13 protein-coding genes and 1 tRNA gene are annotated in these 12,993 nt (G+C 40.5%); 13 read left to right on the top strand and 1 reads right to left on the bottom strand.

The genetic code is table 11. From position 1 onward, the window contains the following. Positions 1–44 precede the first annotated feature (44 nt). The 6 genes from trxB to AC3A54_RS12745 all read left to right on the top strand — a co-directional run bounded on the left by trxB (position 45) and on the right by AC3A54_RS12745 (position 5,303). The gene (trxB, locus tag AC3A54_RS12720) at positions 45–995 is read left to right on the top strand and encodes a thioredoxin-disulfide reductase (protein ID WP_308082543.1); all 951 of its coding nucleotides are present in this window, start codon (positions 45–47) and stop codon (positions 993–995) included. Between the two features lie 367 nt (positions 996–1,362). Continuing rightward, the gene (locus AC3A54_RS12725; protein ID WP_308082544.1) at positions 1,363–1,821 is read left to right on the top strand and encodes an NUDIX hydrolase; all 459 of its coding nucleotides are present in this window, start codon (positions 1,363–1,365) and stop codon (positions 1,819–1,821) included. 87 nt (positions 1,822–1,908) lie between these two features. Then, entirely contained in the window at positions 1,909–2,802 is an 894-nt protein-coding gene (gene rapZ / locus AC3A54_RS12730) for an RNase adapter RapZ (protein ID WP_335546399.1), read from the top strand. Continuing rightward, complete coding sequence (locus AC3A54_RS12735) at positions 2,799–3,785, top strand: gluconeogenesis factor YvcK family protein (protein WP_487654730.1); 987 nt, start codon at positions 2,799–2,801, stop codon at positions 3,783–3,785. The genes rapZ and AC3A54_RS12735 overlap by 4 nt, the downstream gene beginning before the upstream one ends. A gap of 252 nt (positions 3,786–4,037) precedes the next feature. Further along, on the top strand, positions 4,038–4,988 hold the full coding sequence (gene whiA / locus AC3A54_RS12740; RefSeq protein ID WP_335532925.1) for a DNA-binding protein WhiA: 951 nt from the start codon (positions 4,038–4,040) through the stop codon (positions 4,986–4,988). A 57-nt stretch (positions 4,989–5,045) separates the two neighbouring features. Continuing rightward, positions 5,046–5,303: an HPr family phosphocarrier protein gene (locus tag AC3A54_RS12745; protein ID WP_308082548.1), complete on the top strand. Its 258-nt coding sequence runs from the start codon at positions 5,046–5,048 to the stop codon at positions 5,301–5,303. Positions 5,304–5,581: 278 nt separating this feature from the next. Here AC3A54_RS12745 and clpP read toward each other — a convergent pair whose 3' ends face one another. Continuing rightward, on the bottom strand, positions 5,582–6,187 hold the full coding sequence (gene clpP, locus AC3A54_RS12750) for an ATP-dependent Clp endopeptidase proteolytic subunit ClpP (RefSeq protein WP_335546394.1): 606 nt from the start codon (positions 6,185–6,187) through the stop codon (positions 5,582–5,584). A gap of 206 nt (positions 6,188–6,393) precedes the next feature. Between clpP and AC3A54_RS12755 the strand changes: the two genes are divergently transcribed. The 7 genes from AC3A54_RS12755 to AC3A54_RS12785 all read left to right on the top strand — a co-directional run bounded on the left by AC3A54_RS12755 (position 6,394) and on the right by AC3A54_RS12785 (position 12,968). After that, positions 6,394–6,465: transfer RNA gene (locus AC3A54_RS12755), tRNA-Arg, on the top strand. A 212-nt stretch (positions 6,466–6,677) separates the two neighbouring features. After that, positions 6,678–7,637, top strand: coding sequence for a peptidoglycan recognition protein family protein (locus AC3A54_RS12760; RefSeq protein WP_487654731.1), 960 nt, complete (start codon positions 6,678–6,680; stop codon positions 7,635–7,637). A gap of 132 nt (positions 7,638–7,769) precedes the next feature. Continuing rightward, a complete protein-coding gene (gene rpoN / locus AC3A54_RS12765) occupies positions 7,770–9,092 on the top strand; it encodes an RNA polymerase factor sigma-54 (RefSeq protein ID WP_487654732.1) in 1,323 nt (440 codons plus the stop codon). A 72-nt stretch (positions 9,093–9,164) separates the two neighbouring features. Further along, on the top strand, positions 9,165–9,422 hold the full coding sequence (locus AC3A54_RS12770) for a glutaredoxin family protein (protein ID WP_308082551.1): 258 nt from the start codon (positions 9,165–9,167) through the stop codon (positions 9,420–9,422). A 134-nt stretch (positions 9,423–9,556) separates the two neighbouring features. Then, on the top strand, positions 9,557–10,579 hold the full coding sequence (locus AC3A54_RS12775) for a sugar-binding transcriptional regulator (protein ID WP_308082552.1): 1,023 nt from the start codon (positions 9,557–9,559) through the stop codon (positions 10,577–10,579). A gap of 48 nt (positions 10,580–10,627) precedes the next feature. Then, complete coding sequence (gene gap / locus AC3A54_RS12780; protein ID WP_487654733.1) at positions 10,628–11,635, top strand: type I glyceraldehyde-3-phosphate dehydrogenase; 1,008 nt, start codon at positions 10,628–10,630, stop codon at positions 11,633–11,635. A gap of 148 nt (positions 11,636–11,783) precedes the next feature. After that, a complete protein-coding gene (locus tag AC3A54_RS12785; RefSeq protein ID WP_487654734.1) occupies positions 11,784–12,968 on the top strand; it encodes a phosphoglycerate kinase in 1,185 nt (394 codons plus the stop codon). Positions 12,969–12,993 lie beyond the last annotated feature (25 nt).

Raw genomic sequence — 12,993 nt, forward strand, 5'->3', positions numbered from 1 at the left:
GAAATATATACTTAATCGTTTTTTTTTAAGGAGTGAACCACAAAATGTCTGAGGAAAAAATTTATGACGTTATTATTGCGGGGGCTGGTCCTGCTGGGATGACCGCTGCTGTTTATACATCACGCGCCAACCTTTCCACACTTATGATTGAACGTGGAATGCCAGGCGGACAAATGGCCAACACAGAGGATGTGGAAAACTATCCGGGTTTTGAGAGTATTCTAGGGCCAGATTTATCCACAAAAATGTTCGAGCACGCGAAAAAATTTGGTGCAGAATATGCCTACGGCGATATTAAGGAAATCGTTGACCACGGCGATTACAAACTGGTAACCGCTGGTGCAAAACAATACAAAGCGCACTCCGTTATCATTTCAACAGGTGCCGAATATAAAAAGCTTGGAGTACCTGGTGAAAAAGAACTTGGCGGCCGTGGCGTTTCTTATTGTGCCGTTTGTGATGGTGCCTTTTTCAAAGGAAAAGAATTGTTCGTTATTGGTGGAGGAGACTCTGCCGTTGAGGAAGGCGTCTATTTAACTCGTTTCGCTTCTAAAGTGACTATTGTTCATCGACGTGATCAGCTTCGAGCACAAAAGATTCTTCAAGATCGTGCGTTTGCAAATGAGAAGGTCGGTTTTATCTGGAATCACACGGTTAAAACAATCAATGGTAAAGACGGCAAGGTTGGTAGTGTGACGCTTGTTTCAACTGAAACTGGAGAAGAACAAGAATTGTCAGCAGATGGTGTGTTTATCTACGTTGGAATGGTTCCACTTTCAAAACCATTCGAGAGCCTGGGCATTACGAATCAAAACGGCTATATCGAAACGAACGACCGCATGGAAACAAAAGTACCTGGTGTGTTTGCAGCGGGAGATATTCGTGAAAAAACCTTACGCCAAATTGTTACTGCGACAGGTGACGGTAGTATTGCGGCACAGAGCGCTCAACATTTTGTAGAAGAACTGAAGGAAGAGATGAAGGTAAGAAAATAGATGGTTAGCACTATTGTGAGTAGTGTTAACATAACATTCACAGAAACGTAATCCTGTTTTAACTCTTCTGTAACAGTAGTGAAATATAGTTAGGGTATGATAACAATAATTGACCCCCTTTAAAAATATATACCTTCCTGCACAAGCCCAGCAGCTTGTGCAATTTTTTTTTGTGGCTAAAAAATGAAGTCTCCTCAAAACTAGTTTCCCAAGTTTGCTAACAGAAATAATTAACAGAAATATCAAATTTGTATTCATTGTGACTGTATCTTAAAAATAGTATAATGAAAAGAATAAATTAAATGTTATATTAGGATATTTGGCATACTTACACAAGCCTTTGTGCTTAAATAAAGAGGGTGGAAACATGCAGCGGGTCACCAATTGTGTATTAATAAAAGAGGATAAAATTTTGTTGCTGCAAAAACCGAGCCGCGGCTGGTGGGTGGCTCCAGGCGGAAAAATGGAACCTGGTGAATCGGTTCGTGATTCTTGCATAAGAGAATACCGTGAAGAAACGGGAATCTATCTCAAAAATCCACAGCTTAAAGGTATTTTCACTATGATCATGAAAGAAGGAGAACAGCTCCTTTCAGAATGGATGATGTTCACTTTTTGCGCCACGGAATCGGATGGGGTGGATTTAGAGGAATCGCCTGAAGGTAAGCTCGCGTGGCAACCAATTGATCAGGTGAAAAGTCTGCCGATGGCCGAGGGTGACTATCATATTATTGATTACATGGTTCATGGAAAAGGAATCATCTACGGTACATTTACTTATACCAAGGAATTTGAGCTGATAGGTTACCGATTAGACCCGAGTTAAATGTAAACGCATTATTGACAAGCCATGTGCGAAATCAAGATGGTGTTTGGAGGAATAAGAATATATAGTTTTTGGGGGGAATGGGAAATGAGTACTGGTTCGACAATTGAAACTCAAATGGTCATTATTACAGGAATGTCTGGGGCTGGAAAAACTGTAGCCATTCAAAGCTTTGAAGATTTAGGGTTCTTCTGTGTCGACAATCTGCCTCCTACGTTACTTCCTAAATTTCTTGAACTTATGAAGGAATCAGGGAATAAAATGAATAAAGTTGCCCTTGTAATGGACTTAAGAGGGAGAGAATTCTTCGATCATCTCTTTAAAGCACTCGATGAGTTAACTGAAACCTCTTGGGTAACGCCGCAGATTCTATTTTTAGATGCGGATGATTCGACACTAGTACGCAGATATAAGGAAACAAGACGGTCACATCCGCTTGCTCAAACAGGTTTGCCTCTAGAAGGCATCACGCTTGAACGAGAGCTTTTGGAGGAATTAAAAGGCCGGGCACAGTTGATTTATAACACTTCTCAGATGAAACCGCGTGAGTTACGAGAAAAAATATTAACCGAATTTACGGCTAATAGACAACTAATCTTTACTGTCAATGTCATGTCGTTTGGATTTAAACATGGGATTCCAATTGATGCTGATCTTGTTTTTGATGTGCGCTTCTTACCGAATCCACACTATATCGAGCATATGAGGCCAAAAACAGGGCTGGACGATGAGGTTTCTAGCTATGTTTTAAAATGGAACGAAACGCATAAATTCTTAGAAAAAGTCACTGACTTACTCACCTTCATGCTTCCGCATTATAAAAGGGAGGGTAAAGCACAACTGGTGATTGCCATCGGCTGTACAGGCGGGCAGCATCGTTCGGTTGCGCTAGCTGAATATATTGGTGAATTTTTCAAAAAGGATTATAAGACGATTGTTTCCCACCGTGACATTGAGAGGAGAAAGGATAAAACAACATGAGTAATTACGGACAGCCTCGAATTGTCGTTATTGGCGGAGGAACAGGATTACCAGTTTTGCTACGAGGGTTAAAACAGTATCCTGTGGACATTACCGCCATAGTGACAGTCGCGGATGACGGAGGCAGCTCAGGACGCTTGCGCGATGACCTCCATATTCCTCCTCCAGGAGATATTCGCAATGTGCTAGCATCACTATCTGATGTAGAACCGCTTGTGGAGGAAATGTTTCAACATCGGTTTAAAACGTCAAATGAACTTTCCGGCCATTCATTAGGAAATTTAATCTTGGCTGCGATGACTTCGATTACCGGAAATTTTGTTCACGCCATTCAGGAGATGAGTAAGATTCTAAACGTTCGTGGGAAGGTGCTGCCTGCGGCCAACCAAAGCGTGGTTTTGCACGCTGAGATGGAGGACGGTGCGATTGTTTCGGGCGAATCAAAGATCCCTTATTCCGGCAAGAAAATTAAGAGAGTCTTTTTAACATCTAAAAAAAATATCCGCCCATTACCTGAGACGATCCAAGCGATTCGTCAGGCGGACTTAATTATTATTGGTCCTGGAAGCCTGTATACCAGTATTCTACCTAATTTGTTAGTCCCGCGTTTAGGGGATGAAGTATGTCGTTCCCATGCTAAAAAGGTGTATATATGTAATCTAATGACACAAGCAGGGGAAACACACGATTATACAGCGAGCGATCATGTAAAGGCGATTTATGACCATATGAGCTGTGCGTTTATGAATACCATTTTAGTTAACAATGAAGAAGTGCCAAAGGATATTCAGCTTCGTTACAATGAAGAATTGGCGAACCCTGTGGAATATGATTTGCCTAGGCTTTATGAGTTGGGTCTTGAAGTGGTGCATGCCGATATTGCTTACCAGGAGAATGGTGCTTTAAGACATGATCCAAAAAAGGTAGCAAAAATTTTATATAATTTGTTATTAGATGAAACCAAAAAGCGTTTTGAAGCGTAAATACTTGTAGGTTTTAAAAGTAGGATATGTTTAAGAACAGTGTTATTTTTTTATACCCAGTTGATTGGAGCGGAAGGCACGAAGACTCCTGTGGGAGTACGGTTCAGGGGAGACCCCGCAGGCGCTAGCGCCGAGGAGGCTCGCCGAAACGCCCACGGAAAGCGAAGTGCCTGGAGTGGAAATCAACAGTCACGTTTAATATAGACTATTATTAAGAAACAAGATCATTATGAGGTTTTAGGGGGTGAGGGGATGTCTTTCGCTTCGGAGACGAAAAAAGAATTAACTAACCTGGAAGTGAAAACATGCTGCATTCAATCTGAGCTATCAGCATTGATCCGCATGAACGGTTCCCTTTCCTTTTCAAATAGGAAGTTAGTTGTTGATATTCAAACCGAAAATGCTGCAATTGCTAGAAGGATTTATACTTTATTAAAAAAGAGCTACCAAGTACAGGTGGAGCTGCTTGTTCGAAAGAAAATGAGGCTAAAAAAGAACAATGTGTATATTGTGCGCCTGTCAGAACAGGCGAGGGAAATTCTCGAAGATACCAAAATACTCGGGGAAGGATTTACCATTATACATGATATTTCACCGGACCTCATAAAGAAGAAGTGTTGTAAGCGTTCTTATTTACGCGGAGCATTTCTGGCAGGTGGATCGGTCAATAACCCAGAAACATCTTCTTATCATTTGGAAATTTTTTCACTTTATAAAGAGCACAACGACTCTTTATGTGAATTGATGAATATATTTGGTCTTAACAGCAAAACGCTTGAGCGTAAAAAAGGCTATATTACGTATTTAAAAGAGGCGGAGAAAATTACCGAGTTTTTAAATATTATTGGTGCTCATAACGCCTTGCTGCGCTTTGAAGATGTAAGAATCGTAAGAGATATGCGGAATTCGGTCAATCGCCTTGTTAACTGTGAAACTGCCAATCTGAATAAAACGATTGGTGCCTCGATCAGGCAGGTGGAGAATATCCGCTTCATTAATCAAACAGTCGGTCTTCAAATTCTACCCGATAAACTAAGGGAAATTGCGGAGCTCCGTATGCAATATACGGATGTAACTTTGAAGGAATTAGGAGAAATGGTGTCTGGTGGGACCATCAGTAAATCAGGCATTAATCATCGCCTAAGAAAGATTGATGAAATTGCCGAAAAGCTACGGATGGGAGAAATTGCTTCAAGGGATTAGTAACTGGTTGAAATTGTTTTATGAATATAGAGAATGGACACGAGGAGGAAATGCGCGATGTTGGCAAAAGAAGTAGAAGTTAAATTGAAGACTGGTCTTCAAGCACGACCAGCAGCACTTTTTGTGCAAGAAGCAAACCGTTTTTCAGCAGATATTTTTTTAGAGAAAGATGGTAAGAAGGTTAACGCCAAGAGTATTATGGGATTAATGAGCCTTGCTGTTGGCTCAGGTGTTGTGATAAATATTATTGCAGATGGCGATGATGAAGAAAATGCGATCCACTCTTTAACTGATTTTATCCAAAAAGAACAATAAATTAAAAAGGGTTCGACTCTGGTTATCTGAGTCTGAACCCTTTTTTTAGTTGTAGGCTTTGTTAAACTTGCCTGTTGACTTCCGCTCCAGGCACTTCGCTTTCCGTGGGTGTTTCGGCGAGCCTCCTCGGCGCTTGCGCCTGCGGGGTCTCCCCTGAACCATACTCCCACAGGAGTCTTCGTGCCTTCCGCTCCAATCAACAGGGTATAAAATCAATAATGTTCTTTAACACAGCCTATAAATAAAAAGCAACCGGCGTTCGCCGATTGCTTAAGTTATTATTTCTTTTCTGCAGAATCAGTTGGCTTACGAGAAATGATGCTGTCGATTAGACCGTATTCTTTTGCTCTTTCAGCAGTCATGAAGTTATCGCGGTCTGTATCTTTTTGAATCACTTCAAGAGGTTGACCAGTACGATCTGCTAAAATGCCATTTAATTTTTCACGAAGGAAAAGGATACGCTTCGCTGCGATTTCAATTTCAGTAGCCTGACCTTGAGCACCACCAAGTGGCTGGTGAATCATGACTTCAGCATTTGGAAGGGCAAAACGTTTGCCTTTCGCACCTGCAGCAAGAAGGAATGCACCCATAGAGGCAGCCATTCCGATACATACTGTTGAAACATCTGCTTTAATATATTGCATTGTGTCATAAATAGCCATTCCAGATGTGATGCTTCCGCCTGGGCTGTTGATATAAAGAGTAATATCCTTTTCAGGATTTTCAGCTTCAAGGAATAATAATTGGGCAACAATGCTGTTAGCTACATGATCATCGATTGCGCTTCCAAGCATAATAATCCGGTCTTTTAGTAGGCGAGAGTAAATGTCATATGCTCTTTCGCCACGGTTTGTTTGTTCAATTACTGTAGGGATTAAATTCATGTTTCTTCCTCCTTTTGAATAGAAAGGTAAAAATATTATGTATTGTTATCATACACTGGATGGTCAATAAAGGTCAAACGGTTTGACTTAAATTTGTTCGACAGCTTTCCCTAATTCATCATACCCACTTCACATATTTTTAAACCCAATCCCTACTTGCAAATTGCATAGTAATGGCATATAATATGTAAGTCGCTAACATATCTGCCCTCGTGGTGCAACGGATAGCACGTAAGATTCCGGTTCTTGAGATGTGGGTTCGATTCCTGCCGAGGGCGTCATTAAGTTCTTGGTACTATTACGTTTATAAAACGTAATAGTATTTTTTTTACCTTTTTTCAAAAATACCATGAATGATACCACTAACTATTGTAAGTGCCATTGTTGATTATAAAGACACGCCAAGACAATGAGGATTCATAGAAAGAGGCAAAGCCCACACGAATCCACGTTGCCTGGCATAAGTTTTTATTAAAGGAGAGGATAAACAATGGCATTTGAGATTATAACTGTTGACCAGTTAATTCAAAGGTTAGTAGGGAAGAAGTACAATTATTCTCAGGTACACCATACTTGGGAACCTGATCATAGTGACTTCAACGGAAAGAACCATCTTGAATTACAACGAGCGATGAGGAATTATCATGTCGACACTCGTGGATGGAATGACATAGGACAACATGTCACCCTCATGCCAGATGGATTATTTGTCACCGGGAGAGATTTTAACCAAACGCCGGCAGGTATTGTTGGTTACAATACAGGGGCATTTATGACAGAAATGTTAGGTAACTTTGACGTAGGTCATGACAAGTTGGAAGGAGCACAGCTTAATTCTATGTTAAAGCTACAACATTTTCTTGTTACTCAATGCGGGGCTAAAATAATGTTTCACCGAGAGCATGCAAGTAAAACTTGTCCTGGAACATCAATTGACAAAGGCGAGTTTATTAGACGGGTTATGAATTATAATTCAATTCATCCAACCCTAGTTGCATCCGTTCCTATGAATGGACAGACCTCACACCCCAATATATTAAGATTAGGCGATAAAGGCTCTGATGTAAGAATCCTACAAGAGTACCTTCTTAAAGCTGATGAGAAGCTTCCGAGATTCGGGGCTGACGGTGATTTTGGAGAAGAAACACTCCGAGCAGTGAAATCCTTTCAATCCCGTCATGGATTAGCAGTAGATGGGATTGTGGGTCCAAAAACAAAAATTAAACTAGAAGAAGTAGGCAAGGTAAATAAGCATGCTTATCCTGGTCACCTTATAAAAAGAGGTTCCAGTGATTCAAAAAATGTAAAGCTTGTTCAAGCGAAAGTAGGGGTAGTTACTGACGGAATCTTTGGACGAAAAACCGAAGAAGCGGTAAAAGCATTTCAGCAAAGAAACGGTTTAGCAGCGGACGGGATTGTTGGTCCCAAAACCTGGTCAGTTATGTTTTAAAAAATGAAAGCCCTTCTCAAGAGAGAGGGGCTTTCATTTTTATTGGCTAATTACACCGCTTACGCTATTCTAAAATTTACATTACCCGAACACCCCCCTATCGTGTAAAATAGGTACCATGGGGGGATCGGAATGAACTTGAAAGCGGGTTTATGGCAGCAGCAAACGTTAAAGTTGGCAATGACACAGGAATTATCCCAGGCAATTGCCTTACTACAGTATTCGGCTCAGGAGCTAACTACCTTTTTAGAAGATAAGGTCCTTGAAAATCCCTTGATGCAACTCGAAAGCGGCACGGTCAAGCCAATGAATCCCCTGATTGATCGCAATCGACGGAAACATCAAAAAGAGGAAAAGAATTGGATTGAGCAAATTGCCGAAAAACCATTTTCTCTTGAAGAACACTTACTCTCTCAATTAAAAATAACCACCCTTTCAACAGATCAACTAAAAGTAATACGACACCTCATTCTACATTTGGATGAAAACGGTTACTTTACAGGTGAGCTAAATGAAATTGCAGAAAGCTTACTTGTAGAAGAGGAACTAGTTGAAGAATGTCTCGCTGTCATTCAAACATTGGAACCGGCAGGAATTGGTGCAAGAAACCTGCAAGAGTGTCTGTTGATGCAACTATATTATCAAAATCCAAATAACGAACTGGCCCAAACCATCATTACAAACCATTTTGTCCCTTTCGCTGAAAAGAAATGGAGACAAATTTCTAAGGAGCTTCAGGTATCACTAAAGGAGATTCAAGATCTATTCGATCAGGTTCAGCTCCTTAATCCAAAACCAGGGGCTTTTCTAAGAGAAGAAACATCATCATATATTATTCCAGATGCCATTGTGGAACGAACGACAGACGGACTTGAGGTGCGTATGTTTGATGACTCTCTGCCGAGGATTAGCTTTAATGAATCGTATTTCAAAAAATTTAAAGATCAGGATCAGCAGGTCAGCAAATTTCTCCAAGATAAGGTTCAGGATTATCAGTGGATTTTAAAGGCCATTGAACAACGGAGAGAGACACTAACAAGAGTCATCGCGAAAATCGTTGAAAAACAAACCGTATGCCTACTTAAAGGGATGAAATATTTAGAACCGATGACAATGAAGGAAATTGCCACCGAGCTTGATATTCATGAATCGACCGTTAGTCGGGCAGTAAGGGAAAAATATATCCAAACCCCGTTAGGGACCTTTCCCTTAAAATCCTTCTTTACTAGTACCATACAAACTGTTGCAGATGATGAAAGTACTTCATCAACACAGGTGAAGAATGAGATTAGTAATTTAATAGAACAAGAGAATAAAGAAAAGCCACTTTCTGACCAAGATATTGTTGGTCTTTTAAAGGAGAACAATGGAATCGTGGTATCCAGACGGACCATTGCTAAGTATCGCGAACAATTAGGGATTCAATCTTCCTCAAAAAGAAAAAGGTTTAAGTAATATAGTGGATTTCAGCTTTAAACATTGGTATTTTTATAAGGCTAGAACCACAAGATGGAAAGGAATCGACTAATGTCACAAACTACGATTACACTATATACAAGAAAAAGCTGTCCATTATGTGATAAAGCGAAGGACACTCTCCTTGAATTAAAAGAGGAATGGAATTTTCACCTCGAAGAAATTGATATTGAAACAAGTGATGAATTAACGGAACGTTATGGACTGATGATTCCAGTGGTTCTCATTGACGGAGTAGAGGCAGGATATGGCTTCGTTAACAAATTTGACATAAGAAATCGTTTACATGAAAAAAAGGCGATTTTATAAGTTGAAATAGGTTTTCACTCCTGTTACAATGAAAAACGTAGTAGGGGTGATTTTTTTTAGAGTAGGTGGGACACAATATGTCTATGGTGGACATTTAATGACCAACTACATAGAATAAAAGGAGCATGAACATCATGCAGTCATTTATCGATATCCAAAAAAAATTAGTACCCGATCTTCTTCAAGTCCTGCAGAAACGTTATTCTATCCTACGATACATAGGTTTTATGCAGCCAGTAGGTAGAAGAAGTTTAGCCGTTAGCTTAGAATTAACCGAACGAGTCCTTCGTGGTGAAGTTGAATTCCTGAAAGAGCAAAATCTTATTTTTACAAACAATGTGGGAATGAGTTTAACTTCTGAAGGGAAAAATTTACTAGAAGACTTAGAAGGTTTGATGCGTGAGTTAAAGGGTATTGATGTAATGGAATTGGAATTAAAGCACCGGCTTGGCATCAAGAAGGTCATTATCGTCCCTGGCGATAGTGATGAGTCACCGATGGTCAAAGGAGAGCTTGGCAAAGCAAGTGCGATTTGCATGAAAAAGCTTCTAAGCGGGAAAAATATCATCGCTGTTACTGGCGGTTCAACCATGGCTGCTGTTGCAGAAAGATTAACACCTGATTTTTCTAAGAAGGAATTGCTATTTGTCCCTGCTCGAGGCGGAGTTGGTGAAGATGTCCATAACCAGGCGAACACCATTTGCTCGAATATGGCAAAAAATACCGATTCTAAACATCGTGTATTCTATGTTCCCGATCAGGTCAGTTCAGAAATTTATGAATCCCTCATTAAAGAACCTGATATTCATGATGTATTGCATTTGATTAAATCAGCAAGCATGGTTCTTCATGGAATTGGAGATGCTATCACAATGGCTGAACGACGGAAAACCAACCCGGATATTAAGAAAAAGCTTGAAGATGGGAAGGCAGTCGGGGAAGCATTTGGTTATTATTTTAACGAAGAAGGCGAGATTGTCCACAAGGTATTTACGATTGGACTTCAGCTGGAAGACCTTGCGGAGATCCCACATGTGATTGCAGTTGCAGGCGGGGCCTCAAAGGCAAAAGCCATTAAGGCGTATTTTAAACAAGCACCAGCCTCGACGATACTTATTACCGATGAAGGTGTGGCTAAACGGTTGTTGAAAGGGTAATTCCTTTTAAAAAATATATCTTTTCCCATATAAAAGGAGGAAATTAACATGGCAGTAAAAGTTGGTATTAATGGATTTGGACGTATTGGTCGTAACGTATTCCGTGCGGCATTAAACAATAGCAATGTAGAAATCGTTGCAATCAATGACTTAACTGATGCAAACATGCTTGCACATCTTTTAAAATATGATACAGTTCACGGAACTCTTCAAGAAGATGTAACTGTTGACGGTGAATACTTAGTAGTTGGCGGACACAAAGTAAAAGTTATCGCTGAGCGCGACCCTGCACAACTTGGTTGGGGAGACCTTGGTGTTGACGTAGTAGTTGAATCTACTGGCCGTTTCACAAAGCGTGAAGATGCAGCGAAGCACCTTGAAGCAGGCGCTAAAAAAGTTATCATCTCTGCACCAGCATCTAACGAAGATATCACAATCGTTATGGGTGTTAACGAAGACAAGTACGATGCAGATAACCACCACGTATTATCAAACGCATCTTGTACTACAAACTGCTTAGCTCCATTTGCTAAAGTATTAAACGATACTTTCGGAATCAAGCGCGGTATGATGACAACTATTCACTCTTATACAAATGACCAACAAATCCTTGACTTGCCACACAAGGACTACCGTCGTGCTCGTGCAGCAGCTGAAAACATGATCCCAACATCAACTGGTGCTGCAAAAGCCGTTTCTCTTGTATTACCAGAACTTAAGGGTAAATTGAATGGTATGGCAATGCGCGTTCCAACTCCAAACGTGTCAATCGTTGACTTAGTTATGGAATTAGAAAAAGAAGTAACGGCTGAAGAAATTAACGCTTCATTAAAAGAAGCTGCAGAAGGCCCATTAAAAGGGATTTTAGCTTACAGTGATCTTCCATTAGTTTCAACTGACTACAACGGAAGCACTGCTTCTTCAACAATCGATGCATTATCAACTATGGTTCTTGAAGGAAACATGGTGAAAGTATTATCTTGGTACGATAACGAAGTTGGTTACTCTAACCGCGTTGTTGACCTTTGTGATTATATCGCAGCAAAAGGACTTTAATTTTTAATTTGGATATGATTGGCATTCCAGTCATAAACAAATTATAATGTTAAATGGTATTCCAAAGGGGAGCGGGGAGGATTCCCCCTCCTTTTTTTATGAAATTTAAAGCATTTAATATGCGCCCAAACTAAAGGAGGTCCTTTACATGAACAAAAAAACATTAAAAGATGTAGATGTCAAAGGTAAACGTGTTTTTTGCCGAGTAGATTTTAACGTCCCAATGCAGGATGGGAAAATTACAGACGAAACACGCATTCGTGCAGCATTGCCAACGATTCAGTACTTAATCGAGCAGGGAGCAAAAGTGATTTTGGCAAGCCATTTCGGCCGACCAAAGGGAAAAGTGGTCGAAGAAATGCGCTTAACTCCAGTCGGTATAAGACTATCAGAACTTCTTGGTAAAGACGTGAAAAAAGCAGATGAAGCCTATGGCGATTCTGTTAAAGCGTTAATTGACACAATGGCAGAGGGCGACGTTCTTTTACTAGAAAACGTACGCTTCTACCCTGGTGAAGAAAAGAATGACCCTGAGTTGGCAAAAGCATTTGCGGTGCTTGCTGATGTTTATGTGAACGACGCCTTTGGTGCGGCACACCGTGCGCATGCTTCAACAGAAGGAATTGCTCATAACCTGCCAGCAGTTTCAGGCTTTTTAATGGAAAAAGAACTTGATGTCCTTGGTAAAGCACTTTCTAATCCTGAGCGTCCATTTACAGCGATTATTGGTGGCGCAAAGGTTAAGGACAAGATCGGTGTGATTGAAAATCTATTAGAATTAGTCGATAACCTCATCATCGGTGGTGGACTTGCTTATACATTTGTGAAGGCACAAGGCCATGAAGTTGGAAAGTCTCTTCTTGAAGAAGACAAGATTGACCTAGCTAAATCATTCATGGAAAAAGCGAAACAAAAAGGTGTTAACTTCTATATGCCGGTCGATGCGGTAGTAGCTGATGATTTCTCTGCTGATGCTAATTCAAAAGTGGTAGCAATTGAAGAAATTCCTGCAGATTGGGAAGCTCTTGATATTGGACCAAAAACAAGAGAGATTTACGCTGATGTAATTAAGAAATCAAAACTTGTCATTTGGAATGGACCGATGGGTGTATTTGAAATTGATAAATTTGCTGGCGGTACGAAGGCTGTTGCGGAAGCACTTGCCGAAGCAGAAGGTACATATTCAGTAATTGGCGGTGGAGATTCAGCAGCTGCAGTTGAGAAGTTCGACTTAGCAGATAAGATGAGCCACATTTCTACAGGCGGTGGCGCTTCCCTTGAGTTTATGGAAGGCAAAGCATTGCCAGGCGTCGTTGCGTTAAACGATAAATAATCTTGCTCATTTATACAACTATGAA

It is taken from the genome of Neobacillus sp. Soil_C_43 (genome assembly GCF_057656715.1).

Bases quoted from the DNA above. Each gene is read 5' to 3' on its own strand.
- trxB (WP_308082543.1), top strand. From the start codon at position 45: ATGTCTGAGGAAAAAATTTATGACGTTATTATTGCGGGGGCTGGTCCT.
- AC3A54_RS12725 (WP_308082544.1), top strand. From the start codon at position 1,363: ATGCAGCGGGTCACCAATTGTGTATTAATAAAAGAGGATAAAATTTTG.
- rapZ (WP_335546399.1), top strand. From the start codon at position 1,909: ATGAGTACTGGTTCGACAATTGAAACTCAAATGGTCATTATTACAGGA.
- AC3A54_RS12735 (WP_487654730.1), top strand. From the start codon at position 2,799: ATGAGTAATTACGGACAGCCTCGAATTGTCGTTATTGGCGGAGGAACA.
- whiA (WP_335532925.1), top strand. From the start codon at position 4,038: ATGTCTTTCGCTTCGGAGACGAAAAAAGAATTAACTAACCTGGAAGTG.
- AC3A54_RS12745 (WP_308082548.1), top strand. From the start codon at position 5,046: ATGTTGGCAAAAGAAGTAGAAGTTAAATTGAAGACTGGTCTTCAAGCA.
- clpP (WP_335546394.1), bottom strand. From the start codon at position 6,187: ATGAATTTAATCCCTACAGTAATTGAACAAACAAACCGTGGCGAAAGA.
- AC3A54_RS12760 (WP_487654731.1), top strand. From the start codon at position 6,678: ATGGCATTTGAGATTATAACTGTTGACCAGTTAATTCAAAGGTTAGTA.
- rpoN (WP_487654732.1), top strand. From the start codon at position 7,770: ATGAACTTGAAAGCGGGTTTATGGCAGCAGCAAACGTTAAAGTTGGCA.
- AC3A54_RS12770 (WP_308082551.1), top strand. From the start codon at position 9,165: ATGTCACAAACTACGATTACACTATATACAAGAAAAAGCTGTCCATTA.
- AC3A54_RS12775 (WP_308082552.1), top strand. From the start codon at position 9,557: ATGCAGTCATTTATCGATATCCAAAAAAAATTAGTACCCGATCTTCTT.
- gap (WP_487654733.1), top strand. From the start codon at position 10,628: ATGGCAGTAAAAGTTGGTATTAATGGATTTGGACGTATTGGTCGTAAC.
- AC3A54_RS12785 (WP_487654734.1), top strand. From the start codon at position 11,784: ATGAACAAAAAAACATTAAAAGATGTAGATGTCAAAGGTAAACGTGTT.